Source organism: Enterococcus sp. E5-162 (assembly GCF_035725965.1).
In the GTDB taxonomy this organism is placed as follows: Bacteria; Bacillota; Bacilli; order Lactobacillales; family Enterococcaceae; genus Enterococcus_B; species Enterococcus_B lactis.
On record NZ_JAPRFV010000019.1, the window covers coordinates 1 to 25,399 of the forward strand.

The 25,399-nt window shown below is 37.9% G+C and carries 21 protein-coding genes and 7 pseudogenes; 15 read left to right on the forward strand and 13 right to left on the reverse strand.

What is annotated here, in order from left to right; all coding sequences use genetic code 11:
* Positions 1 to 132, reverse strand: a pseudogene (locus OZZ83_RS13610) (IS6 family transposase); the annotation flags it as partial.
* Between the two features lie 69 nt (positions 133 to 201).
* On the opposite strand from OZZ83_RS13610, the pseudogene OZZ83_RS13615 reads away from it, so the two are divergent.
* The 15 genes and pseudogenes from OZZ83_RS13615 to OZZ83_RS14750 all read left to right on the forward strand — a co-directional run.
* Positions 202 to 372, forward strand: a pseudogene (locus OZZ83_RS13615) (ATP-binding protein); the annotation flags it as partial.
* Between the two features lie 177 nt (positions 373 to 549).
* A complete protein-coding gene (mobT, locus tag OZZ83_RS13625) occupies positions 550 to 1,755 on the forward strand; it encodes a MobT family relaxase (protein ID WP_000398284.1) in 1,206 nt (401 codons plus the stop codon).
* 42 nt (positions 1,756 to 1,797) lie between these two features.
* Entirely contained in the window at positions 1,798 to 2,019 is a 222-nt protein-coding gene (locus OZZ83_RS13630) for a hypothetical protein (protein ID WP_001009056.1), read from the forward strand.
* A gap of 116 nt (positions 2,020 to 2,135) precedes the next feature.
* Positions 2,136 to 2,633, forward strand: coding sequence for an antirestriction protein ArdA (locus tag OZZ83_RS13635; RefSeq protein ID WP_000342539.1), 498 nt, complete (start codon positions 2,136 to 2,138; stop codon positions 2,631 to 2,633).
* A gap of 88 nt (positions 2,634 to 2,721) precedes the next feature.
* A complete protein-coding gene (locus tag OZZ83_RS13640) occupies positions 2,722 to 3,114 on the forward strand; it encodes a conjugal transfer protein (protein WP_000723888.1) in 393 nt (130 codons plus the stop codon).
* On the forward strand, positions 3,098 to 5,545 hold the full coding sequence (locus tag OZZ83_RS13645; RefSeq protein WP_000331160.1) for an ATP-binding protein: 2,448 nt from the start codon (positions 3,098 to 3,100) through the stop codon (positions 5,543 to 5,545). Before OZZ83_RS13640 ends, OZZ83_RS13645 begins: the two co-directional genes overlap by 17 nt.
* A gap of 2 nt (positions 5,546 to 5,547) precedes the next feature.
* Positions 5,548 to 7,725, forward strand: coding sequence for a CD3337/EF1877 family mobilome membrane protein (locus OZZ83_RS13650; RefSeq protein WP_001574271.1), 2,178 nt, complete (start codon positions 5,548 to 5,550; stop codon positions 7,723 to 7,725).
* Positions 7,722 to 8,723, forward strand: coding sequence for a bifunctional lytic transglycosylase/C40 family peptidase (locus OZZ83_RS13655; protein WP_001574272.1), 1,002 nt, complete (start codon positions 7,722 to 7,724; stop codon positions 8,721 to 8,723). Before OZZ83_RS13650 ends, OZZ83_RS13655 begins: the two co-directional genes overlap by 4 nt.
* Positions 8,720 to 9,652, forward strand: coding sequence for a conjugal transfer protein (locus tag OZZ83_RS13660; protein ID WP_001224319.1), 933 nt, complete (start codon positions 8,720 to 8,722; stop codon positions 9,650 to 9,652). Before OZZ83_RS13655 ends, OZZ83_RS13660 begins: the two co-directional genes overlap by 4 nt.
* A 313-nt stretch (positions 9,653 to 9,965) precedes the next feature.
* A pseudogene (locus OZZ83_RS14740) lies at positions 9,966 to 10,013 on the forward strand (hypothetical protein); the annotation flags it as partial.
* Positions 10,014 to 10,028: 15 nt separating this feature from the next.
* Positions 10,029 to 11,948, forward strand: coding sequence for a tetracycline resistance ribosomal protection protein Tet(M) (gene tet(M), locus OZZ83_RS13670; protein WP_001574275.1), 1,920 nt, complete (start codon positions 10,029 to 10,031; stop codon positions 11,946 to 11,948).
* Between the two features lie 97 nt (positions 11,949 to 12,045).
* A pseudogene (locus OZZ83_RS14745) lies at positions 12,046 to 12,108 on the forward strand (tetracycline resistance efflux system leader peptide).
* Positions 12,109 to 12,141: 33 nt separating this feature from the next.
* Positions 12,142 to 13,518, forward strand: coding sequence for a tetracycline efflux MFS transporter Tet(L) (gene tet(L), locus OZZ83_RS13675; protein WP_001574277.1), 1,377 nt, complete (start codon positions 12,142 to 12,144; stop codon positions 13,516 to 13,518).
* 563 nt (positions 13,519 to 14,081) lie between these two features.
* The gene (mobV, locus tag OZZ83_RS13680) at positions 14,082 to 15,344 is read left to right on the forward strand and encodes a MobV family relaxase (protein WP_000119405.1); all 1,263 of its coding nucleotides are present in this window, start codon (positions 14,082 to 14,084) and stop codon (positions 15,342 to 15,344) included.
* 499 nt (positions 15,345 to 15,843) lie between these two features.
* Entirely contained in the window at positions 15,844 to 16,128 is a 285-nt protein-coding gene (locus tag OZZ83_RS14750; protein ID WP_425268342.1) for a protein rep, read from the forward strand.
* On the opposite strand, the pseudogene OZZ83_RS13690 reads toward OZZ83_RS14750, so the two are convergent.
* From OZZ83_RS13690 to OZZ83_RS13745, 12 genes and pseudogenes are all read right to left on the reverse strand, one after another.
* Positions 16,121 to 17,131, reverse strand: a pseudogene (locus tag OZZ83_RS13690) (DNA topoisomerase); the annotation flags it as partial. The gene OZZ83_RS14750 and the pseudogene OZZ83_RS13690 overlap by 8 nt on opposite strands.
* Before the next feature lie 151 nt (positions 17,132 to 17,282).
* The gene (locus OZZ83_RS13695; RefSeq protein ID WP_002338419.1) at positions 17,283 to 18,602 is read right to left on the reverse strand and encodes an IS1380-like element ISSsu5 family transposase; all 1,320 of its coding nucleotides are present in this window, start codon (positions 18,600 to 18,602) and stop codon (positions 17,283 to 17,285) included.
* 227 nt (positions 18,603 to 18,829) lie between these two features.
* The gene (locus OZZ83_RS13700) at positions 18,830 to 19,357 is read right to left on the reverse strand and encodes a phosphoribosyltransferase family protein (RefSeq protein ID WP_002294507.1); all 528 of its coding nucleotides are present in this window, start codon (positions 19,355 to 19,357) and stop codon (positions 18,830 to 18,832) included.
* Positions 19,358 to 19,400: 43 nt separating this feature from the next.
* Positions 19,401 to 20,264, reverse strand: coding sequence for an aminoglycoside nucleotidyltransferase ANT(6)-Ia (locus OZZ83_RS13705; RefSeq protein ID WP_002294505.1), 864 nt, complete (start codon positions 20,262 to 20,264; stop codon positions 19,401 to 19,403).
* Positions 20,265 to 20,296: 32 nt separating this feature from the next.
* Entirely contained in the window at positions 20,297 to 21,031 is a 735-nt protein-coding gene (locus tag OZZ83_RS13710) for a class I SAM-dependent methyltransferase (protein ID WP_000662263.1), read from the reverse strand.
* A complete protein-coding gene (locus OZZ83_RS13715; RefSeq protein WP_000233000.1) occupies positions 21,012 to 21,881 on the reverse strand; it encodes a nucleotidyltransferase domain-containing protein in 870 nt (289 codons plus the stop codon). Before OZZ83_RS13715 ends, OZZ83_RS13710 begins: the two co-directional genes overlap by 20 nt.
* Positions 21,882 to 21,895: 14 nt before the next feature.
* Positions 21,896 to 22,120: a helix-turn-helix domain-containing protein gene (locus tag OZZ83_RS13720; RefSeq protein ID WP_000205227.1), complete on the reverse strand. Its 225-nt coding sequence runs from the start codon at positions 22,118 to 22,120 to the stop codon at positions 21,896 to 21,898.
* A 142-nt stretch (positions 22,121 to 22,262) separates the two neighbouring features.
* The gene (locus OZZ83_RS13725; RefSeq protein WP_000136908.1) at positions 22,263 to 23,825 is read right to left on the reverse strand and encodes a recombinase family protein; all 1,563 of its coding nucleotides are present in this window, start codon (positions 23,823 to 23,825) and stop codon (positions 22,263 to 22,265) included.
* A gap of 1 nt (position 23,826) precedes the next feature.
* Positions 23,827 to 24,243 (reverse strand): recombinase, encoded by a 417-nt coding sequence (locus tag OZZ83_RS13730; protein WP_000323438.1) that lies wholly within the window; start codon positions 24,241 to 24,243, stop codon positions 23,827 to 23,829.
* Positions 24,244 to 24,741 (reverse strand): DNA recombinase, encoded by a 498-nt coding sequence (locus tag OZZ83_RS13735; RefSeq protein ID WP_002327635.1) that lies wholly within the window; start codon positions 24,739 to 24,741, stop codon positions 24,244 to 24,246.
* 310 nt (positions 24,742 to 25,051) lie between these two features.
* A pseudogene (locus OZZ83_RS13740) lies at positions 25,052 to 25,189 on the reverse strand (DNA topoisomerase); the annotation flags it as partial.
* Positions 25,190 to 25,230: 41 nt separating this feature from the next.
* A pseudogene (locus OZZ83_RS13745) lies at positions 25,231 to 25,399 on the reverse strand (IS6 family transposase); the annotation flags it as partial.

Genomic DNA, 25,399 nt, shown 5'->3' on the forward strand with positions numbered 1-25,399 from the left:
ATGAGAAACGTTAATGCCACGATCATATAAGATTTCTTGAACTTCACGATAGCTAAGGTTATAACGAAGATAGTAGCCCACGGCTACAATAATCACATCCTGCTGAAATTGCTTTCCTTTAAAATGATTCATCGTCATTACTCCTGCTATCTTTTTCTATTATTCTACCTTATTTGATAGTAGATTTAAAACTTTGCAACAGAACCAATCAAAGGTCGTGGCTATGTTGATGTAGGAACAAGTGTCATATCAGAGTTTTATACTCCCCTTGTACCAAAAGGATATGATTTCTTGGAGGAAATTAAAAAGTTATCCAACAGCAGACAGTCCACGCAGGCGACGTGCGAAGCGGAAGTCGCAGGTGTGGACTGATCTTGCTGGCTGGTGTGGCAATAGCCACGCCAGCACTTAACCCCCCGTATCTAACAGGGGGGTACAAATCGACAGGAAACAGTCAAAAAAACATTAGAAAATCCTTTGGTTACAAGGGATTTACAAAATTTCAGCGTATGTCAAATGGGCTTTAAAAGTTGACATACGCCTTTTTGATTGGAGGGATTTTTACTGAATGAACAAACTTGGTTACAGCATTTAAAAGAAAAACGCTTGGCTTATGGACTATCTCAAAACCGTTTAGCTGTTGCGACTGGTATTACAAGGCAGTATCTAAGCGATATTGAAACAGGAAAAGTCAAGCCATCAGAGGATTTACAGCAGTCCCTTTGGGAAGCTCTGGAACGCTTCAATCCCGACGCTCCCCTTGAAATGCTGTTTGATTATGTAAGAATTCGCTTTCCGACAACAGACGTACAGCAGGTGGTCGAAAACATCTTACAACTGAAACTGTCCTATTTTCTTCATGAGGACTATGGTTTCTATTCTTATTCAGAGCATTATGCTTTAGGCGACATATTCGTCCTTTGCTCCCATGAACTGGACAAAGGAGTTCTGGTGGAATTGAAAGGTCGTGGGTGCAGACAATTTGAAAGCTATCTTCTGGCACAACAAAGAAGCTGGTATGAGTTCTTTATGGACGTTTTGGTGGCTGGCGGTGTGATGAAACGCCTTGACCTTGCCATTAACGATAAGACAGGGATTTTAAATATCCCTGTACTCACTGAAAAGTGCCAACAGGAAGAATGTATCTCCGTCTTCCGCAGTTTTAAAAGCTATCGCAGTGGCGAACTGGTACGCAAAGAGGAAAAGGAATGTATGGGAAACACCCTCTATATCGGTTCATTACAAAGTGAAGTTTATTTCTGTATCTATGAAAAGGACTACGAGCAGTACAAGAAAAATGATATTCCCATTGAAGACGCAGAAGTAAAAAACCGTTTTGAGATTCGATTGAAAAATGAGCGTGCCTATTATGCAGTCCGTGATTTACTCGTCTATGACAATCCAGAGCATACCGCCTTTAAAATTATCAATCGGTATATCCGTTTTGTAGATAAAGACGATTCCAAACCTCGTTCTGATTGGAAACTGAATGAAGAATGGGCTTGGTTTATTGGGAACAATCGTGAACGATTAAAACTAACCACAAAACCAGAGCCTTACTCCTTCCAAAGGACGCTGAACTGGCTATCTCATCAAGTTGCCCCGACCTTAAAGGTTGCGATTAAACTTGATGAAATCAACCAGACGCAGGTTGTAAAAGACATTCTCGACCATGCGAAACTGACAGACCGACACAAGCAGATTTTGAAGCAACAGTCAGTAAAAGAACAGGACGTGATAACAACAAAAAAATAACTCAAATACAAATTCATTGAATATAGAGAGGAGAACATTTTTATGAATTTTGGACAAAACCTTTATAACTGGTTTCTATCAAACGCTCAATCACTGGTGCTTTTAGCAATCGTTGTGATTGGCTTGTATCTTGGCTTCAAGCGTGAGTTTAGCAAACTGATTGGCTTTTTAATTATTGCGATTATTGCGGTTGGCTTAGTCTTCAACGCTGCTGGAGTAAAAGACATTTTACTAGAGCTATTCAATCGCATTATTGGTGCTTAAATAAAACCGTTCTTTTGTGGAATATAAGTGGTTTTCTTATGTTCCGCAAAGGAATGGTACACCAAACGAAGTGCGGTAGGGATTTTTGAATCTCTACAAAGAAAGGACGTGAATATATGGACGATATGCAAGTCTATATTGCGAATTTAGGCAAATACAATGAGGGCGAATTGGTCGGTGCGTGGTTTACCTTTCCCATTGACTTTGAGGAAGTCAAAGAGAAAATCGGCTTGAATGATGAATATGAGGAATACGCCATTCATGACTACGAGTTACCCTTTACGGTTGACGAATACACTTCCATTGGCGAACTCAATCGACTATGGGAAATGGTATCGGAATTACCCGAAGAATTACAATCGGAGCTATCTGCTCTGCTCACTCATTTTTCAAGCATTGAAGAACTAAGCGAACATCAAGAGGATATTATCATTCATTCCGATTGTGATGATATGTATGACGTGGCACGCTACTACATTGAAGAAACGGGTGCTTTAGGCGAAGTACCAGCTAGTCTTCAAAACTATATTGATTATCAAGCCTATGGTCGGGATTTAGACCTTTCAGGAACGTTTATCTCAACCAATCATGGGATTTTTGAAATCGTCTATTAAATCTGTCGGTACATTACTACTGGCAGATTTTCTATTTTACGGGGTGGCTCAATCAGCTACCCCTATTTTTTATGAAAGGATTGATTACATGAAGAAAATACGAAGCTATACCAGTATCTGGTCTGTGGAAAAGGTACTGTATTCTATCAATGATTTTAGACTTCCGTTTCCCATAACCTTTACGCAAATGACATGGTTTGTCGTGTCACTCTTTGCAGTGATGATACTTGGCAACTTGCCCCCTCTTTCCATGATAGAGGGAGCATTTCTCAAATACTTTGGGATTCCTGTGGCTTTCACATGGTTTATGTCTACAAAAACTTTTGATGGTAAAAAGCCTTATGGATTTTTGAAGTCTGTCATTGCTTATGCACTGCGACCAAAGCTGACCTATGCAGGAAAAAAAGTAACGCTTGGCAGAAACCAGCCACAAGAAGCCATTACAGCAGTTAGGAGTGAATTTTATGGCATATCCAATTAAATACATTGAAAACAATCTCGTCTGGAATAAAGACGGGGAATGTTATGCTTACTATGAGCTTGTTCCTTACAATTACTCATTTCTAAGTCCAGAACAGAAAATACAAGTGCATGATTCTTTCAGACAGCTTATCGCACAAAATCGTGATGGCAAAATTCATGCTTTACAAATCAGTACAGAATCCAGCATACGTTCTGCACAAGAGCGTTCCAAAAATGAAGTCACTGGCAAGCTCAAAGCGGTTGCCTATGACAAAATCGACCAACAGACAGACGCTTTAATATCCATGATTGGCGAAAATCAAGTGAACTACCGTTTCTTTATCGGCTTTAAGTTGCTTCTCAACGATCAGGAGTTTTCTATGAAAAGTCTTACCGTTGAAGCAAAAAATGCTTTGTCTGATTTTGTCTATGATGTGAACCATAAGCTGATGGGCGATTTTGTTAGTATGAGTAATGATGAAATCCTGCGTTTTCAGAAGATGGAAAAGCTCTTAGAAAATAAAATCTCTCGTCGTTTCAAAATCCGCAGGTTAGATAAGGACGACTTCGGCTATCTGATTGAACACCTTTACGGACAGACAGGCACTGCCTATGAAGAGTATGAGTACCATCTATCAAAGAAAAAGCTGGATAATGAAACGCTGATTAAATACTATGACTTGATTAAGCCTACTCGCTGTTTGGTGGAAGAAAAACAGCGATATTTGAAAATCCAGCAGGAAGATGAAACCGTCTATGTAGCTTACTTTACCATTAACAGCATTGTCGGAGAACTGGACTTCCCGTCCTCTGAAATCTTCTACTACCAGCAACAGCAATTTACATTCCCGATTGATACGTCAATGAATGTGGAAATTGTAGCGAATCGTAAAGCCCTATCTACTGTCCGCAATAAAAAGAAAGAACTGAAAGACTTGGATAACCACGCTTGGCAAAGTGATAATGAAACCAGCTCCAATGTGGCGGAAGCTCTGGAAAGTGTGAATGAGCTGGAAACCAATTTAGACCAAAGCAAGGAATCTATGTACAAGCTGTCTTATGTGGTAAGGGTATCAGCAAATGATCTTGACGAACTCAAACGTCGTTGTAATGAAGTGAAAGATTTTTATGACGATTTAAGCGTAAAACTGGTACGACCATTTGGGGATATGCTCGGCTTACATGAAGAATTTTTACCTGCCAGCAAGCGTTATATGAATGATTATATTCAATACGTGACCTCTGATTTCCTCGCTGGTTTAGGTTTTGGTGCTACTCAAATGCTGGGGGAAAATGAGGGGATTTATGTTGGCTACAGCTTAGATACTGGACGCAATGTCTATCTGAAACCTGCTCTTGCCAGTCAAGGGGTTAAGGGTTCAGTAACCAATGCGTTAGCGTCGGCTTTTGTTGGTTCGCTGGGTGGTGGTAAATCCTTTGCGAATAACCTTATCGTCTATTATGCGGTGCTTTATGGGGCACAAGCAGTGATTGTAGACCCAAAAGCAGAACGTGGCAGATGGAAAGAAACCTTGCCAGAGATTTCCCATGAAATCAATATCGTCACTCTGACTTCTGATGAGAAAAACAAAGGCTTACTTGACCCTTATGTGATTATGAAAAATCCCAAAGATTCTGAATCACTGGCTATTGATATTCTGACATTCCTTACGGGGATTTCCTCTCGTGATGGGGAACGCTTCCCAATCCTTAGAAAAGCCATTCGTGCAGTAACCAATAGTGAAGTACGAGGGTTGATGAAAGTGATTGAGGAATTACGGGTTGAGAATACGCCACTAAGTACCAGTATAGCCGACCATATCGAAAGTTTTACAGACTATGACTTTGCACATTTATTATTCAGTAATGGTTATGTGGAGCAGTCTATCAGCTTAGAAAAACAACTGAACATTATACAGGTTGCGGACTTGGTACTTCCCGACAAGGAAACTTCCTTTGAGGAATATACCACTATGGAGCTTTTATCCGTTGCTATGCTGATTGTCATTAGTACCTTTGCTTTAGACTTTATCCATACAGACCGAAGCATTTTCAAGATTGTAGATTTAGACGAAGCATGGAGCTTTTTACAGGTAGCACAAGGAAAAACACTATCTATGAAGCTGGTTCGGGCTGGTCGTGCTATGAACGCTGGGGTATATTTCGTGACCCAAAATACAGACGACCTCTTAGATGAAAAACTGAAAAATAACCTCGGCTTAAAATTTGCATTTCGTTCCACTGACCTTAACGAGATTAAAAAGACCTTAGCCTTTTTTGGTGTAGACCCAGAGGACGAAAACAATCAGAAGCGATTGCGTGATTTGGAAAACGGGCAATGCCTTATCAGTGATTTATATGGTCGTGTCGGTGTGATACAGTTCCACCCTGTATTTGAAGAACTGCTCCATGCCTTTGATACCAGACCACCTGTGCGAAAAGAGGTGTAAATGTGAAACCATCAATAGTAAACAGAATAAAATCAAACTGGACGCTGAAACGTCTAGGTAAAGTGGCAATGACAGTGGCTTTCACACTTGTGATTGCCATTTTTCTTTTAGCCATGCTGGGAACGGTGGTTCAAGCTGCGGGCTTGGTAGATGATACGGTCAATGTGGCAAATGAATACAGCCGATACCCACTTGAAAACTATCAACTGGATTTTTATGTGGATAATAGCTGGGGCTGGCTTCCGTGGAACTGGTCGGACGGGATTGGAAAACAGGTCATGTATGGACTATATGCCATTACCAATTTTATTTGGACAATCAGTTTGTATGTTTCCAATGCGACAGGTTACTTAGTACAGGAAGCCTATTCCTTAGACTTCATTTCCGCTACAGCAGATTCCATTGGTAAGAATATGCAGACCTTAGCTGGTGTGAGTGCAAACGGATTTTCAACAGAGGGTTTCTATGTTGGATTCCTCTTACTCTTGATTTTGGTTCTTGGGGTTTATGTTGCCTATACGGGACTGATAAAGAGAGAAACCACAAAGGCAATTCATGCCATTATGAATTTTGTGCTGGTGTTTATCCTATCGGCTTCCTTTATTGCCTACGCTCCCGACTACATTAAAAAAATCAATGACTTTTCATCAGACATCAGTAATGCCAGTTTATCACTTGGCACGAAGATTGTCATGCCCCATTCCGATAGTCAAGGCAAGGACAGCGTGGACTTAATCAGAGATAGCCTGTTTTCCATACAGGTTCAGCAACCGTGGCTACTGCTTCAATACAACAGTTCAGACATTGAAAGTATTGGTGCTGACCGTGTGGAAAGTCTACTTTCAACCAGTCCAGACAGTAATAATGGAGAAGACAGAGAAAAAATTGTAGCAGAAGAAATCGAAGACAGAAACAATGTGAACATGACGATTACAAAAACTATTAACCGTTTGGGTACAGTCTTCTTTCTCTTTGTATTCAATATCGGGATTTCTATATTCGTATTCCTACTAACAGGAATCATGATTTTCTCGCAGGTACTTTTTATCATCTATGCCATGTTTCTGCCTGTGAGCTTTATTTTAAGCATGATTCCGTCCTTTGATGGTATGTCAAAACGAGCCATTATCAAACTCTTTAATACCATTTTGACACGAGCTGGAATCACGCTGATTATTACGACAGCCTTTAGTATTTCAACCATGCTCTATACCTTATCGGCTGGTTATCCGTTCTTTTTGATTGCCTTTTTACAGATTGTGACCTTTGCAGGAATCTACTTCAAACTGAGCGATTTAATGAGTATGTTTTCGCTTCAAAGCAACGATTCTCAAAGTGTGGGAAGTCGTGTGATGAGAAAACCTCGTATGCTTATGCACGCTCATATGCACCGCCTACAGCGTAAACTTGGACGCTCCATGACAGCTTTAGGTGCTGGCTCTGCCATTGCCAGTGCTACAGGAAAACAAGGACAGTCGGGTAGTTCTGGTAGGACACAAGCAGATCACACCCGTCCAGACGGACAGGAAAAATCAACACTTGGAAAACGTATCGGACAAACAATCGGAGCAGTTGCTGATACCAAAGATAAAATCGTTGATTCTGCTGGTAATCTCAAAGAACAGGTTAAGGATATTCCGACCAATGCAAGATATGCAGTGTATCAAGGAAAATCCAAAGCAAAAGAAAATGTTCGTGACCTAACTTCCAGTATTTCTCAAACCAGAGCAGACAGAGCCAGCGGACGCAAGGAACAGCAGGAACAAAGACGCAAAACCATTGCAGAGCGTCGCTCTGAAATGGAACAGGTCAAACAGAAAAAACAGCCAGCTTCTTCCGTTCATGAAAGACCAGCTACTAAGCAAGAACAATCTCATGATGGACAGACCGCAAAACAATCTTCTATTCAGACTTCACGCATGGAATCTCAACAAGCCAAACAGGAGCGTCCAGCAGTTAAGTCCGATTCTTTAAGTTTAAAAGCGGAACGACAAAACCGTACTACACAAGAAAGAACAGTTCAAAAGCCAGCAACTTCAACTACACCAGCAGACAGAGCTTCACAACGTCCAGTCACAAAAGAGCGTCCGTCTACTGTTCAAAGAGTTCAAAGCCAAAACCTTAGAAATAGACCACCAATAAAATCCGCCACTATCAAGAAAGGCAGTAAGAAACCATGAAACTGAAAGCTTTAGTGATTGGTGGTTCTGGGCTATTCTTGATGGTCTTCTCACTGCTTCTGTTTGTTGCCATTTTATTTTCAGATGAACAGGACAGCGGAATTTCCAATATTCATTATGGAGGTGTGAATGTTTCCGCAGAAGTGCTGGCTCATAAGCCTATGGTAGAAAAATATGCCAAAGAATATGGCGTTGAAGAATATGTCAACATACTTCTTGCGATTATACAGGTGGAATCGGGCGGTACTGCGGAAGATGTTATGCAGTCCTCGGAATCCCTCGGTCTTCCACCTAATTCATTGAGTACAGAAGAATCCATTAAGCAAGGTGTGAAGTATTTCAGTGAATTATTAGCCAGTAGCGAAAGGCTCAGTGTAGATTTAGAATCGGTTATCCAGTCCTACAATTATGGTGGTGGTTTCTTAGGGTATGTGGCTAATCGTGGAAATAAATATACCTTTGAACTGGCTCAAAGTTTCTCAAAAGAGTATTCAGGTGGCGAAAAAGTGTCTTACCCCAATCCCATAGCCATACCTATCAATGGGGGCTGGCGATACAACTATGGCAATATGTTTTATGTGCAACTGGTAACGCAGTATCTTGTCACAACAGAGTTTGATGATGATACGGTACAAGCCATCATGGACGAAGCACTGAAATATGAGGGCTGGCGATACGTTTACGGTGGAGCTTCCCCGACTACTTCTTTTGATTGTAGCGGACTGACACAATGGACGTATGGAAAAGCTGGAATTAACTTACCACGAACCGCACAACAGCAATATGATGTGACCCAGCATATCCCACTATCGGAAGCACAAGCTGGCGATTTGGTTTTCTTTCATTCTACCTATAACGCTGGCTCTTATATTACTCATGTTGGGATATACCTTGGCAATAACCGTATGTTTCATGCAGGCGACCCAATCGGTTATGCCGACTTAACAAGCCCCTACTGGCAACAGCATTTAGTGGGAGCAGGACGAATCAAACAATGAGAAAGGAAGATTTAATGATGAAATTTAGAAAAAATCAGAATAAAGAAAAACAGATACCAAAGGAAAAGAAACCTCGTGTCTATAAGGTCAATCCTCATAAAAAGGTTGTGATTGCCTTGTGGGTACTTTTAGGGCTTAGTTTCAGCTTTGCGATATTCAAGCACTTTACAGCTATAGATACTCATACTATTCACGAAACAACTATCATAGAAAAGGAATACGTTGATACTCATCATGTAGAAAATTTTGTAGAGAACTTTGCGAAAGTCTACTATTCATGGGAGCAATCCGATAAGTCCATTGATAATCGAATGGAAAGTCTAAAAGGCTATCTGACAGATGAACTTCAAGCTCTCAATGTTGATACAGTACGCAAAGATATTCCTGTATCGTCTTCTGTAAGAGGATTTCAGATATGGACGGTAGAGCCAACTGGCGACAATGAGTTTAATGTAACCTACAGTGTAGACCAGCTCATTACAGAGGGAGAAAATACAAAGACCGTCCACTCTGCTTATATAGTGAGTGTCTATGTAGATGGTTCTGGAAATATGGTACTGGTTAAGAATCCGACCATTACCAACATACCTAAGAAATCAAGTTATAAACCAAAAGCCATTGAAAGTGAGGGGACGGTTGATTCCATTACAACCAATGAAATCAATGAGTTTTTAACGACGTTCTTCAAGCTCTATCCTACAGCGACAGCCAGTGAACTTTCCTACTATGTGAATGACGGGATATTAAAACCAATCGGAAAAGAGTACATCTTTCAAGAACTGGTAAATCCTATTCACAATCGTAAGGATAATCAAGTCACGGTATCGCTGACAGTGGAGTATATCGACCAGCAGACCAAAGCAACGCAGGTATCTCAATTTGATTTGGTACTTGAAAAGAACGGGAGTAATTGGAAGATTGTAAAATAACAAATATTGGTACATGATTACAGATACTTTGTAATCATGTACTCTTTTTGATAAAAAATTGGAGATTCCTTTACAAATATGCTCTTACGTGCTATTATTTAAGTGACTATTTAAAAGGAGTTAATAAATATGCGGCAAGGTATTCTTAAATAAACTGTCAATTTGATAGCAGGAACAAATAATTAGATGTCCTTTTTTAGGAGGGCTTAGTTTTTTGTACCCAGTTTAAGAATACCTTTATCATGTGATTCTAAAGTATCCAGAGAATATCTGTATGCTTTGTATACCTATGGTTATGCATAAAAATCCCAGTGATAAAAGTATTTATCACTGGGATTTTTATGCCCTTTTGGGTTTTTGAATGGAGGAAAATCACATGAAAATTATTAATATTGGAGTTTTAGCTCATGTTGATGCAGGAAAAACTACCTTAACAGAAAGCTTATTATATAACAGTGGAGCGATTACAGAATTAGGAAGCGTGGACAAAGGTACAACGAGGACGGATAATACGCTTTTAGAACGTCAGAGAGGAATTACAATTCAGACAGGAATAACCTCTTTTCAGTGGGAAAATACGAAGGTGAACATCATAGACACGCCAGGACATATGGATTTCTTAGCAGAAGTATATCGTTCATTATCAGTTTTAGATGGGGCAATTCTACTGATTTCTGCAAAAGATGGCGTACAAGCACAAACTCGTATATTATTTCATGCACTTAGGAAAATGGGGATTCCCACAATCTTTTTTATCAATAAGATTGACCAAAATGGAATTGATTTATCAACGGTTTATCAGGATATTAAAGAGAAACTTTCTATGGAAATTATAATCAAACAGAAAGTAGAGCTGCACCCTAATATGTGTGTGATGAGCTGTACGGAACCTGAGCAATGGGATGTGGTAATAGAAGGAAATGATGACCTTTTAGAGAAATATATGTCCGGTAAATCATTAGAAGCATTAGAACTCGAACAAGAGGAAATCAGAAGATTTCAGAATTGCTCCTTGTACCCTGTTTATCATGGAAGCGCAAAAAGCAACATAGGGATTGAGCAGCTTATAGAAGTGATAACGAATAAATTTTATTCATCAACATACAGAAAGAAGTCTGAACTTTGCGGAAATGTCTTCAAAATTGAATATTCGGAAGAAAGACAACGTCTTGCATATGTACGCCTTTATGGCGGAATCCTGCATTTGCGGGATTCGGTTAGAATATCGGAAAAGGAAAAAATAAAAATTACAGAAATGTATACTTCAATAAATGGTGAATTATGTAAAATTGATAAGGCTTATTCCGGGGAAATTGTTATTTTGCAAAATGAGTTTTTGAAGCTAAATAGTGTTCTTGGAGATACAAAGCTATTGCCACAGAGAGAGAGAATTGAAAATCCGCTCCCTCTGCTGCAAACAACTGTTGAACCGAGCAAACCTCAACAAAGGGAAATGTTACTTGATGCACTTTTAGAAATCTCCGACAGTGACCCGCTTCTACAATATTATGTGGATTCTACGACACATGAAATTATACTTTCTTTCTTAGGGAAAGTACAAATGGAAGTGATTAGTGCACTGTTGCAAGAAAAGTATCATGTGGAGATAGAACTAAAAGAGCCTACAGTCATTTATATGGAGAGACCGTTAAAAAATGCAGAATATACCATTCACATCGAAGTGCCGCCAAATCCTTTCTGGGCTTCCATTGGTTTATCTGTATCACCGCTTCCGTTGGGAAGTGGAATGCAGTATGAGAGCTCGGTTTCTCTTGGATACTTAAATCAATCATTTCAAAATGCAGTTATGGAAGGGATACGCTATGGTTGCGAACAAGGATTATATGGTTGGAATGTGACGGATTGTAAAATCTGTTTTAAGTATGGCTTATACTATAGCCCTGTTAGTACCCCAGCAGATTTTCGGATGCTTGCTCCTATTGTATTGGAACAAGTCTTAAAAAAAGCTGGAACAGAATTGTTAGAGCCATATCTTAGTTTTAAAATTTATGCGCCACAGGAATATCTTTCACGAGCATACAACGATGCTCCTAAATATTGTGCGAACATCGTAGACACTCAATTGAAAAATAATGAGGTCATTCTTAGTGGAGAAATCCCTGCTCGGTGTATTCAAGAATATCGTAGTGATTTAACTTTCTTTACAAATGGACGTAGTGTTTGTTTAACAGAGTTAAAAGGGTACCATGTTACTACCGGTGAACCTGTTTGCCAGCCCCGTCGTCCAAATAGTCGGATAGATAAAGTACGATATATGTTCAATAAAATAACTTAGTGTATTTTATGTTGTTATATAAATATGGTTTCTTGTTAAATAAGATGAAATATTTTTTAATAAAGATTTGAATTAAAGTGTAAAGGAGGAATTAATTATGAAGTGAAATGAATGTAACAGGGTTCAATTAAAAGAGGGAAGCGTATCATTAACCCTATAAACTACGTCTGCCCTCATTATTGGAGGGTGAAATGTGAATACATCCTATTCACAATCGAATTTACGACACAACCAAATTTTAATTTGGCTTTGCATTTTATCTTTTTTTAGCGTATTAAATGAAATGGTTTTGAACGTCTCATTACCTGATATTGCAAATGATTTTAATAAACCACCTGCGAGTACAAACTGGGTGAACACAGCCTTTATGTTAACCTTTTCCATTGGAACAGCTGTATATGGAAAGCTATCTGATCAATTAGGCATCAAAAGGTTACTCCTATTTGGAATTATAATAAATTGTTTCGGGTCGGTAATTGGGTTTGTTGGCCATTCTTTCTTTTCCTTACTTATTATGGCTCGTTTTATTCAAGGGGCTGGTGCAGCTGCATTTCCAGCACTCGTAATGGTTGTAGTTGCGCGCTATATTCCAAAGGAAAATAGGGGTAAAGCATTTGGTCTTATTGGATCGATAGTAGCCATGGGAGAAGGAGTCGGTCCAGCGATTGGTGGAATGATAGCCCATTATATTCATTGGTCCTATCTTCTACTCATTCCTATGATAACAATTATCACTGTTCCGTTTCTTATGAAATTATTAAAGAAAGAAGTAAGGATAAAAGGTCATTTTGATATCAAAGGAATTATACTAATGTCTGTAGGCATTGTATTTTTTATGTTGTTTACAACATCATATAGCATTTCTTTTCTTATCGTTAGCGTGCTGTCATTCCTGATATTTGTAAAACATATCAGGAAAGTAACAGATCCTTTTGTTGATCCCGGATTAGGGAAAAATATACCTTTTATGATTGGAGTTCTTTGTGGGGGAATTATATTTGGAACAGTAGCAGGGTTTGTCTCTATGGTTCCTTATATGATGAAAGATGTTCACCAGCTAAGTACTGCCGAAATCGGAAGTGTAATTATTTTCCCTGGAACAATGAGTGTCATTATTTTCGGCTACATTGGTGGGATACTTGTTGATAGAAGAGGTCCTTTATACGTGTTAAACATCGGAGTTACATTTCTTTCTGTTAGCTTTTTAACTGCTTCCTTTCTTTTAGAAACAACATCATGGTTCATGACAATTATAATCGTATTTGTTTTAGGTGGGCTTTCGTTCACCAAAACAGTTATATCAACAATTGTTTCAAGTAGCTTGAAACAGCAGGAAGCTGGTGCTGGAATGAGTTTGCTTAACTTTACCAGCTTTTTATCAGAGGGAACAGGTATTGCAATTGTAGGTGGTTTATTATCCATACCCTTACTTGATCAAAGGTTGTTACCTATGGAAGTTGATCAGTCAACTTATCTGTATAGTAATTTGTTATTACTTTTTTCAGGAATCATTGTCATTAGTTGGCTGGTTACCTTGAATGTATATAAACATTCTCAAAGGGATTTCTAAATCGTTAAGGGATCAACTTTGGGAGAGAGTTCAAAATTGATCCTTTTTTTATAACAGGAATTCAAATCTTTTTGTTCCATTAAAGGGCGCGATTGCTGAATAAAAGATACGAGAGACCTCTCTTGTATCTTTTTTATTTTGAGTGGTTTTGTCCGTTACACTAGAAAACCGAAAGACAATAAAAATTTTATTCTTGCTGAGTCTGGCTTTCGGTAAGCTAGACAAAACGGACAAAATAAAAATTGGCAAGGGTTTAAAGGTGGAGATTTTTTGAGTGATCTTCTCAAAAAATACTACCTGTCCCTTGCTGATTTTTAAACGAGCACGAGAGCAAAACCCCCCTTTGCTGAGGTGGCAGAGGGCAGGTTTTTTTGTTTCTTTTTTCTCGTAAAAAAAAGAAAGGTCTTAAAGGTTTTATGGTTTTGGTCGGCACTGCCGACAGCCTCGCAGAGCACACACTTTATGAATATAAAGTATAGTGTGTTATACTTTACTTGGAAGTGGTTGCCGGAAAGAGCGAAAATGCCTCACATTTGTGCCACCTAAAAAGGAGCGATTTACATATGAGTTATGCAGTTTGTAGAATGCAAAAAGTGAAATCAGCTGGACTAAAAGGCATGCAATTTCATAATCAAAGAGAGCGAAAAAGTAGAACGAATGATGATATTGACCATGAGCGAACACGTGAAAATTATGATTTGAAAAATGATAAAAATATTGATTACAACGAACGTGTCAAAGAAATTATTGAATCACAAAAAACAGGTACAAGAAAAACGAGGAAAGATGCTGTTCTTGTAAATGAGTTGCTAGTAACATCTGACCGAGATTTTTTTGAGCAACTGGATCCAGGAGAACAAAAACGATTTTTTGAGGAAAGTTATAAATTATTTTCCGAACGATATGGCAAGCAAAATATTGCTTATGCAACAGTTCATAATGATGAGCAAACCCCTCACATGCATTTAGGTGTTGTGCCTATGCGTGATGGAAAACTGCAAGGAAAAAATGTGTTTAATCGTCAAGAACTGTTATGGCTACAAGATAAATTCCCCGAGCATATGAAAAAACAGGGTTTTGAGTTGAAGCGTGGTGAACGTGGCTCTGACCGTAAACATATTGAGACAGCTAAATTTAAAAAACAAACTTTGGAAAAAGAGATTGATTTTCTAGAAAAAAATTTAGCAGTTAAAAAAGATGAATGGACTGCTTATAGCGATAAAGTTAAATCAGATTTAGAAGTACCAGCGAAACGACACATGAAAAGTGTTGAAGTGCCAACGGGTGAAAAGTCCATGTTTGGTTTGGGAAAAGAAATAATGAAAACAGAAAAGAAACCAACCAAAAATGTTGTTATATCGGAGCGTGATTATAAAAACTTAGTGACTGCTGCGAGAGATAACGATAGGTTAAAACAGCATGTTAGAAATCTCATGAGTACTGATATGGCGAGAGAATATAAAAAATTAAGTAAAGAACATGGGCAAGTTAAAGAAAAATATAGTGGTCTTGTAGAGCGATTTAATGAAAATGTAAATGATTATAATGAGTTGCTTGAAGAAAACAAGTCTTTAAAGTCTAAAATAAGCGATTTAAAGCGTGATGTGAGTTTAATCTATGAAAGCACTAAGGAATTCCTTAAGGAACGTACAGACGGCTTAAAAGCCTTTAAAAACGTTTTTAAGGGGTTTGTAGACAAGGTAAAGGATAAAACAGCACAATTCCAAGAAAAACACGATTTAGAACCTAAAAAGAACGAATTTGAACTAACTCATAACCGAGAGGTAAAAAAAGAACGAAGTCGAGATCAGGGAATGAGTTTATAAAATAAAAAAAGCACCTGAAAAGGTGTCTTTTTTTGATGGTTTTGAACTTGTTCTTTCTTATCTTGATACATATAGAAATAACGTCATTTTTATTTTAGTTGCTGAAAGGTGCGTTGAAGTGTTGGTATGTATGTGTTTTAAAGTATTGAAAACCCTTAAAATTGGTTGCACAGAAAAACCCCATCTGTTAAAGTTATAAGTGACCAAACAAATAACTAAATAGATGGGGGTTTCTTTTAATATTATGTGTCCTAATAGTAGCATTTATTCAGATGAAAAATCAAGGGTTTTAGTGGACAAGACAAAAAGTGGAAAAGTGAGACCATGGAGAGAAAAGAAAATCGCTAATGTTGATTACTTTGAACTTCTGCATATTCTTGAATTTAAAAAGGCTGAAAGAGTAAAAGATTGTGCTGAAATATTAGAGTATAAACAAAATCGTGAAACAGGCGAAAGAAAGTTGTATCGAGTGTGGTTTTGTAAATCCAGGCTTTGTCCAATGTGCAACTGGAGGAGAGCAATGAAACATGGCATTCAGTCACAAAAGGTTGTTGCTGAAGTTATTAAACAAAAGCCAACAGTTCGTTGGTTGTTTCTCACATTAACAGTTAAAAATGTTTATGATGGCGAAGAATTAAATAAGAGTTTGTCAGATATGGCTCAAGGATTTCGCCGAATGATGCAATATAAAAAAATTAATAAAAATCTTGTTGGTTTTATGCGTGCAACGGAAGTGACAATAAATAATAAAGATAATTCTTATAATCAGCACATGCATTCTTAATCACTTGGATATATTCTTTTTGTTTTAACGCTTCAATAATACTTGCTCTTGTCGCTTCTGTTCCGATCCCCTCGACTTCTTGTAAAATCTTGATTGCTTCTTCATCATCAACCGTTTTATTAGCGGTTTTCATAGCAGTTAATAATGTACCCTCTGTAAAAGCTTTCGGTGGTTGTGTTTCTTTTTCGGCACTCTTAACGTCAACCTCGGCATGTTCTCCAATGATAACCAAGGGTAACGTTTGAACGTCCTCTTTTTCTTCTTTGGTTTGTTGTTTGAAAAGAATTTTCCAACCTTCTTGTTTTGGTGTCTTTCCGATCGATTGAAACAGCAAATCAGCTACTTTCGTTTGTATCTTGGTTTCTTCATACAAGTAATCAGGTAAAAACATGGCAACGGTCGTTTTAACGACTAAAGCATATATTTTTCGTTGTAAATCGTCCATTTTTGCTAATGCAGATTCGGTAGGTACTTGTTTTGTTGGGATAATGGCGTGGTGTTCCTGTACCTTACTACCGTCCACATAACGCTTTCTAGGCTCTGTTTGAACCATTTCGAGATCAAGTCCTAAAAAACCGCTATATTTGCCAAAATTTGCTTTTAAATAAGCAAATTCGTTCTCTGTAATAAATGGTGTATCTGTTCTTGGATAACTCAATAATTTTGCTTCATACAGTCCTTGCATAGCTTTTAAAGTTTGGCTTGCTGTCGCTTTATAAAGCTGATTGACTTTTGATTGTAAACTACTTAAAGAAAACAAACTCGGACTATTCGTTTTCTTCTCTTTGGTTTGAACATCAGCAATTATCCCCTCTTGATTGCCTATTTTAGCTTGTTTAGAAGAAACAAAGGATAAAAGTTCCTCTTGGCTCTTAAAACGCTGTGTGGGGCTTAGAACGCCCTTAAACGACCCTTGGTTTACTTTTATACTAGCTTCCACCTCGAAAAAACCTGAATAATTCATAGCTCTAAATTTAACCTGTTTTTTTGAACAAATTGCCAATTTTTAAATTAGGCAGATACTTTCTTCCAAAATAATGTGTTTTCGAACAGGATGCCTACGGAAGAAGATCATAATAAAAATTATTTGTCTATTTAAGGGCAGACGAATCCCTTGAAAAAGAATCGGTTAAAAAATTTGTGTGATAACTAGTCTAAATCCATTGTTTGGATCGCCGCAGGCGTTCAAAAACCTTATAAAATTCAGTTTGATACACATGATAACTTGACAGTTTGAGATAGACCTGTCTCCCAGTCTGAACAAGTTTACCGGCTACTTTAAGCAATATCAGCCGGATGGAATGAATCGTCATGCCCTGGTTCACTTTATCAAAACCAATGCTTTTTAAAAAATTAACGAGGTTGTATGCAAGGACACTGATCATCATTCTGACATGATTTTCTAAGAAACGCGGGCTATCTGTTTTATCGAAGTAAAAGCCACCTTTCGCTTCTTTGATGAAATTTTCCATTGTTCCTCGCTTGCCGTAAAGAGAAAATATGACTTCAGGCGAGACATTGTCGGATAGATTAGTCACAATAAACGCATGATGAAATAGCAATTCTCCTCCTTCACGGACGGAGCGTATACAGACACGACGAGGTTTCGACCAGGATTGTGCTTGATAAGGTAGTGAAAAATACTGCACTTCTCGCTCTTCCCATTCTTGATTGTCCCCGTAAAGAACAGAATGTTCAGCTAACTGACTTAACCTCCGATTGCTCTTTAATCGGATAACGTACTGGCTTTCAGTTGCTTCACAAGACTCATACACCTCTGGTGTGGCGAAGCCGCTGTCACCCCGAACCAATATCTCGGTATGAGGTAACGTGCTCTTGTAGTGGTGTAAAAGCGGGTTGATAAAGGCTTTTACCCCTTTAGATGTGTACTGATTGCCTGAACGCAGTTCAGCTTTTAAGAAATCTCCGGTCAGTCCATCAAAGGCAACTAATGGGTGATAGCCGTAGGTTTGATAATGGGCATTATAATCTGTTTGTTCTTGGCGTCCAAAGGTATCCGAATGTGTGGAATCGACATCAATGATTAACTCGGTGTCATTGCGAATTAAACGTGCTTTATCAATCAATGACTGATTTAATGCTTGGAGTTGATCGATGTTCTCCTCGGTGAAACGATCCAGAAACCGTGAGATTGAGGATTGTGATGCCAACTGTTTTTTACCGAGTACAGCTTGAAAGACAGGATCCCGTCTTAATAGATTAGCTGATGAGTCTGCCGAGTAACCAGCAATTAATTGCATAATAAGCTGTTCCAATATCGCTAAGTTATCATGGGTAAAATAAGCCCGATGATCTGTAATATGGAGCCATTGTTTAGCTAAGTGCGAAAAGCCGAAGGTATTCATTAATTCTTTAACCAGGACTAACCCCGAATCACTTGATAGACGACCACCGGTATGTGAAATAGTGATATTTGAATTGAATTTAACTTGATTTTTGTGTAAGCTAGTCATGAGAAGAACTCCTTTCTTATGGTTGGTTTCGTCACCTTTACCATAGCAGAATGGGGTTCTTTTTTCATCACTTAAGGGGTGAAACTAAAAAAGTAATTATCAGACTGCCGTTAGGCAGTTTCAGACGGTTTCAATTAAAAAGTATGAATTATTCAGGGTAAACATCTTTCGTTGTATTGTAAATTAACGCCATCCAAAATTTTGATTCAAGATTTTCTTTCGGTTTATTATATGTTTGAGCCAATATAAGCTACAAAACTGCTGTCTATCCATTTTTGAGTAACCTCATTTATATCAATCCCAATAGTAGCCAACCCAATAATGCTGCAATCCAATTTCTCTAACAAAGCTATTAAAGCCTTCATTTGAGAACCTGTCTCTATCCAATCATCTACAATCAAAACTCTTTTGTTCCTCACAATAGAACTCTTAGATATTTCAAAGCTTTTATCTTGACCTGAATAGTCGGTAAAATGTGTCGAAATAATCTCTTCTTTTGCGTATGGCAGCTTATCACCTTTTCTTACTCCAATAAACCCCACTCCAAGTTCTTTGGCTATGGCAGTGCCTAGTATCCATCCAATTGCTTCTGGGGCAGCCACATAATCTACTTTATTTTGAAAATCCAATGATAGTACTTTTACAATTTTATCAAAAACGGTTTTATGTGTAAAAATAGTTAGTAAATCATATTTTCCAATTGAGTTACGAGGTAATATACCTCTAATTTCATTTATAACATCAGTACTTTCCATACATTTACACCCCTTGCTTATGGTTAATAATCTTTGCTAATCTTTAAAAATAGTCATTTTCAACATATTTTTTATACATGTCCTCGGTATATCTTGTTATGTTCTTACCATACTCTGGATAATCAAACCCCAGTAGTTCTGCTACCTCTTTGGACACTTCCCTGAACAATTGGTGGCATATAAATAATGACTTCCAAATATTTTCATAGGAATCCATGCGATATGTAGATAATAATCTATTCCATAGATCTTCATCAATGTATTTGTTAATATACTTATAATTTTTCCCAACACTTAATGAAAATTCTGTCTTTATCCCAACCTTCCACGACATCATCCTAAGTAGTTCAAACCGTAGAATCTGGTTCAGATGATCGATTGCAAACAGTATCTCTTTGCGGCACAATCCTTTAATAACATAAGGTGTTACATTCCAAAATTCATTGCAGCAATCATCATACTCCCTTGCGCTTGGCTTTCTTACATGATAATCTATATCAGTCGGAACTATGTCCCTTTTAATTCTACAATCTTTATCAATTAGAACCTTTATTAATTTATCGCCCTTTAGGTAATTATCTAACTCTTCCAAGGGCAATAAGGTAAGATCAATTTTATTGTAATCATCAAATAGCATAAGATAGGAAAATCCCTTTTCTTCAGGTGGGAATAATTCCATATCCTCCGGCTTTTGCATCATTATTATATTCCCAAATTGATTAAGCCAGTCATCATTAGATATAAACGGTTCTATATCACTTACAAAATATGTAATATCATAATCCTGAAATTCATCTTTAGGTATATTAATATTTGCGCGTGACCCCTCAAGGGTCACAATTCGAATACGTTCATCCTGTTCTGCTAAAGAAAGTACTAAATCCATCATTTCTTTTTCTGATCTCATTTACATACTCCTCGTTTATTTTTTCTATATTATTACATCTTCTTTTTTGCCGATACAATCAGCATCATTGGGCGTCGCATTTCATCCGCCATCCCCGGAATATCCATCATGTTCTCTGGCGGCTGTGGCTCCACAATCTGATTTATTATAAAACTATTTGAAAGCAGTGTATTTAGATATGTGGTCAGTGTTCTATGATATTTTGTAACCTTTTCTTCCAAAAACATAGCTGTCCGTTTGCCCTCATAATAATAATTGTCCACCGGGAAATGCAGTATTTCTCCTTTTTCGTTATAATACCAGTCTTGTGTTCCATGAGCAGTAAAAACAGGATGTTCAACTGTAAAAACTAAATTGCCACCAGCCTTCAGCATCCTATATATCTTTTTTATTAAATTCTCATAGTCTGCTACATAATGAAACGCAAGCGAACTTAGTATTACATCAAAGCTCTCCTCTGGGAAATCCACATCTTCTATGGCACAGCATTCATATTCAATCTGTGGAAAATGGGTTTTTCCTTTTGCTACTTCGAGCATTTTATGAGAAATATCAACACCTACTACAGAGGAAGCACCGTTTTCCATCGCATATATACAGTGCCATCCATAGCCGCATCCTAAATCAAGCACACGCTTACCCTTAAAATCAGGTAGCATCTTTTTCAAAGTCTCCCATTCTCCCGCACCAGCCAGTCCTTTCTGCGAGCGACTCATTTGACTGTATTTTTGAAAAAATATATTATCATCATATTTGTTTTCTTTCATCTGAACTCTCCTCGTTTAAAAAGTTATTTATCTCCGATACAATTTCATTCACTTCTTTATAAAGTTTCTCGGTCATATCGTAGCATTCAAAAAGAGAAAGACCGAGTACTTCAAAAATATGATTAACTCTTTCGGCATATTTTTCAGGTTTATATTCAAAAGTTTCAAGCAGTTTTATAGCTTTCTTTTCGTTAATGCAATAAGCATTATTACATGCAAATAGTACTTGATTTAAGCATGAAATAATACGAAAAACATGGCCTGCAATATAATATTTATCCTCTACCCCCGCATTTGCTTTTACAAACATTAAAGAGAATTCAGCTTCAAATATAAAAAAGTTCATCAAGCTTTTCTTTAGAGCAGTAGGGTAAATTTCTGCCTGCTTTTTTAATTCGCATAAGCTTTCGTTCTTAGCATATAGTATTTTACTAATCGCTAATTCTCCACGATACATTGCACTTATATAACCATGGGGATGCCCGGTCTGATAATTGGCAGTAACAATTCCTTGCTCCGTATCTTTGATTATTTGTTCTACCCGTTTTATATCACGTAAAATCAAGTCAACATGATACCCATTTATAAATAACCATCCGCCGCCATTAATCCAATCACCCCACGCTCCGGGAGGCACAACAAGGTTGTTTCTATTTTTATCATCCAATTCTGTAGCAATTTGATTAATCGCTGTCAGGTCAAATGAGTCTGAATTGTAATAGATTCCGATATCTATATCAGAATTTTCTGTATGGGTGCCTCTTGCACGTGAGCCCCCTAATACGATGCCTTCTATAAAAGGCAAAGATGATAATTTCTCTGTTACTATTTGAATAACATTACCTACCATATAAACATCCTCCTTTATTCGTTAGATATTTTTATTTCTTCTCCATCTGGTAAAATAAATGCCTGCACAAACTTGACACCTAGCACATCAGCAATGGCCTTCAACTCATCCAAGGTTACTGTTTCTCGTTGTAATTTTTTATTGAAATTCTGTGGAGTCTGGCCAATACGTCTAGCAAGTTCGGAAACACTTATATTCATTTGCTCACACAGTTCTTTAATCATTTCTGCCGTAGTCATACAGCACCTCCAAGTTTACGCTAAGAATATTATAAACCATTTGGTTGATAAACACAATAGTTATTAAAATATTATTATAATCAGCAAGCAAAAGAAAACCCACAACTCTACTGTAGAGTCATGGGCTATTTACTTCTGGTTTTCATATTTCCATTTCGATGCCAGATTTGAAGGCTATGACGAAGTGGCCTTCATAGACTGTAACGCTCTGGATTATCTTCCTTACAAGCTTATCATCATATTCTAAGGTGCGGAATTTGTTCTTGCGGATAAATTCAATCAGCTCATTGATTCGCTCGTTCTCGCCACTGAGGGAGGCATCTTCTACTAAAAGGATCTGTCGCTTGTCTCTCAGCTCATCAATCTCATCTGCTAAGTGGTCATAGTCTTGACCCTTGTTCGCCAGCTTGATTAGTTCTTTTTGTTTTTCCTCTAGTGAGTTGTTAATCTCTGAAATTTGGTATTCTGTGGTTTCGCCAATCACAGCATGAATATTCTCTTCCAGTGTCTTTATCATATTGTTCCCACCTGCAAGTAGCTTATTAATCGCAGTCATTACTGCACCATAAAGTTCATCTTCTTTTACGGTTCGGTTCTTACAAACTTCAGGACCTTGCTCGATTCTAGTCACGCATCGCCAGACAAATTCTTTTCTTCCGTGGATATTCCAATAGACCCGTCTATAAATATCGCCACAATCTCCACAGAAGGTGATGGCACTTAAAGCGTACTTGCTACTGTAAATTCTTTTGTTCTTGCCTTCTCCTGTGTAGATATTGCTTCTCCGATGAATTTCTTCTTGCGCCTGCAAAAATAACTCTTTAGGAATAATCGCTTCATGGCTATTTTCAACATAATATTGGGGAACATGCCCTTCATTTTTCACTCGTTTCTTGGTCAGAAAATCTACTGTGACAGTCTTTTGCAGAAGGGCATCTCCGATGTATTTTTCGTTTTGAAGTATCTTCTTAACTGATTCTGGTCGCCATCTTGGTTTTCCCGCTGCTGTTAAAATACCATCCTTTTCAAGGGCTCGACCAATGCCCACTAGACTCTGACCCTCAAGGTATTCTCGGTAGATGCGTTTGATAATCTCAGCTTCTTCGGGGACAATAGTTAAATTTCCATCTTCATCTTTCGTGTAGCCCATAAATCGCTTATGGTTGACCTGCACCTTTCCTTGTTGGTATCGGTACTGTAGCCCAAGCTTAACGTTTTGTGAAAGGCTCTGGCTTTCCTGCTGTGCCAAAGATGCCATAATAGTCAGCAAAACCTCACCTTTGGCATCCGTGGTGTTGATGTTCTCTTTCTCAAAATAAACTGATATGTTCTTATCCTTGAGCTGTCTAATGTATTGAAGGCAGTCTAGGGTGTTACGCGCAAATCGGCTGATGGATTTTGTAATAACCATGTCGATGTTACCGTCCATACACTCTGCAATCATGCGATTAAATTCGTCACGCTTTTTAGTGTTCGTACCAGAGATACCATCATCTGCAAAGATGCCAGCAAACTCCCATTCATTATTTTTCTTTATAAACTCTGTATAGTGTGAGACCTGAACCTCATAGCTAGAATTTTGTTCTTCTGTTTCTGTAGAAACACGGCAATAGGCAGCAACACGAAGTTTCTTTATCTTTTCTTTTGCGGCTGTACTTCCTACTCTTTTACGAGCAGGAATAACCATTATATTTTTCTCTGTCACTTTATTCCTCGCTTTCTATCAGACTGTATAAGTATTCTGCTCGTTCAAAAGGATCCACTGGCATCTTATTATCTGCCTTTTTCATTTTGAATCGTTCTTTGGGAGGGGGAGAGGTGAAAGCGGCAAGCTCTACCACTCGTCCTAAATCCTTTGCACGTTTATCTCTAACTTCTTCAGCTTTATCAAATATCTCTTTATCAATAATTGCTGGATACGTATCATTTCCAAGGTAGTTGACGTTTTTCAAAATGCGCCCCATCACAGAATGTGTCTTTTCAATACCTGCCTGTTCGCCAGCCACTGTAAGGGATAGTCCTGATATGTATTTCTCAAAGAATACCTTTACTTGACCTGCTGCCTTTTCATCGACAGTAACCACTCCATCTTGAATTTTGTATCCATATGGAATATATGCCATTTATCTCACCACCTTTTCTTTCAGGGAAAGACCGCATTTCAAATTGAATGTCAGCTCATCCCTGGAATTTACAATGATGTTCACTACAAATTCTTCAAATAGTTCTTCCGTGTAGTCACCATTAAAATTATCTGCTGACACATAATTAATGAGGTCCTTTATCTCGTTTGCTCGCAAAACCCCACTCGCAGAGTTCGTTACCAGGTTTGTTTTTTCGGTAGTAAGATTTTTAATCTCACTATCTAAAACATTTCGTTCCTGATTAAAAAGAGCAGGTTCTAGGAAACCTTTGGACATCAGTGCAATAAGGGTATTGCGTTCTTCCAATAGTTGCTCCATTAGCTTATCAATAGCGTCCATTCTTTCACGGTCGCTTTCTTCATCGATTTGGCTAACTGACTTGAAAAGTGGTTCTAGGATTAGCTTATGACTGAAAGCAAGCTTATTCATCATGGTTGTCAATGTGGCTTTGATTTCCCCATCTCGCAAAAACAACATGGAGCAACTTTCTTTATCTTCGATACTATCTCAACATGTGTCGTGGATAAGGTAAGTATGTAAAATGGTATGTGGAACATAGTGATTTGCTGTAAATGATTTGCTAACTACTTTAGTTCTTTATACAAAGTATAAATCGGATATTTTATTATTTTTTCTTTTATATCTTCTGAGATTAGGTCAAAGTATTTGTCCGCTAAATCAGAAAGGGGTTCTTTTTTCATCACCTAATGGGTGATGAAGCAGAATACTTTAAAGACTATTAAATCAATGTTAGGAAAGACTATTAGTAAAACTATGAATTATTCAGGAAAAAAGGTTCTTTTTTAAAGTTTTCTATTGCTTCCTGGCGTTGATAAATGAGATATAAAGTCGGTGTTTGTACACGTCCTAATGAAAATGTACCTTGTACGCCTTTTTGTTGTAAATTCAAGGGGTTCTGTTGCAAAGTTTTAAATAAAGAATAAAATCCCTTACGGTATCTATGATTTAAGCTGGGATTCCCAATAATACCTTGATTTCAGTACAGACCGAAAACCCGAAGAGAGTGCCTTCTTTTCGGGTTTTCTTATATAATCCTCGAATGGCTTCCATGCCTTTAATCGTGGTAGAGGCAGTGCGTAAACTTCGATAGAATTTATTGCGTCTCTTTACTGGA

Excerpts from the sequence above, each read along its gene's own strand:
- OZZ83_RS13630 (WP_001009056.1), top strand. The coding sequence starts at position 1,798 with ATGAATTTTGGACAAAACCTTTATAACTGGTTTCTATCAAACGCTCAA.
- OZZ83_RS13635 (WP_000342539.1), top strand. The coding sequence starts at position 2,136 with ATGGACGATATGCAAGTCTATATTGCGAATTTAGGCAAATACAATGAG.
- OZZ83_RS13640 (WP_000723888.1), top strand. The coding sequence starts at position 2,722 with ATGAAGAAAATACGAAGCTATACCAGTATCTGGTCTGTGGAAAAGGTA.
- OZZ83_RS13645 (WP_000331160.1), top strand. The coding sequence starts at position 3,098 with ATGGCATATCCAATTAAATACATTGAAAACAATCTCGTCTGGAATAAA.
- OZZ83_RS13655 (WP_001574272.1), top strand. The coding sequence starts at position 7,722 with ATGAAACTGAAAGCTTTAGTGATTGGTGGTTCTGGGCTATTCTTGATG.
- OZZ83_RS13660 (WP_001224319.1), top strand. The coding sequence starts at position 8,720 with ATGAGAAAGGAAGATTTAATGATGAAATTTAGAAAAAATCAGAATAAA.
- mobV (WP_000119405.1), top strand. The coding sequence starts at position 14,082 with ATGAGTTATGCAGTTTGTAGAATGCAAAAAGTGAAATCAGCTGGACTA.
- OZZ83_RS14750 (WP_425268342.1), top strand. The coding sequence starts at position 15,844 with ATGTGCAACTGGAGGAGAGCAATGAAACATGGCATTCAGTCACAAAAG.
- OZZ83_RS13695 (WP_002338419.1), bottom strand. The coding sequence starts at position 18,602 with ATGACTAGCTTACACAAAAATCAAGTTAAATTCAATTCAAATATCACT.
- OZZ83_RS13700 (WP_002294507.1), bottom strand. The coding sequence starts at position 19,357 with ATGGAAAGTACTGATGTTATAAATGAAATTAGAGGTATATTACCTCGT.
- OZZ83_RS13705 (WP_002294505.1), bottom strand. The coding sequence starts at position 20,264 with ATGAGATCAGAAAAAGAAATGATGGATTTAGTACTTTCTTTAGCAGAA.
- OZZ83_RS13710 (WP_000662263.1), bottom strand. The coding sequence starts at position 21,031 with ATGAAAGAAAACAAATATGATGATAATATATTTTTTCAAAAATACAGT.
- OZZ83_RS13715 (WP_000233000.1), bottom strand. The coding sequence starts at position 21,881 with ATGGTAGGTAATGTTATTCAAATAGTAACAGAGAAATTATCATCTTTG.
- OZZ83_RS13720 (WP_000205227.1), bottom strand. The coding sequence starts at position 22,120 with ATGACTACGGCAGAAATGATTAAAGAACTGTGTGAGCAAATGAATATA.
- OZZ83_RS13730 (WP_000323438.1), bottom strand. The coding sequence starts at position 24,243 with ATGGCATATATTCCATATGGATACAAAATTCAAGATGGAGTGGTTACT.
- OZZ83_RS13735 (WP_002327635.1), bottom strand. The coding sequence starts at position 24,741 with ATGTTGTTTTTGCGAGATGGGGAAATCAAAGCCACATTGACAACCATG.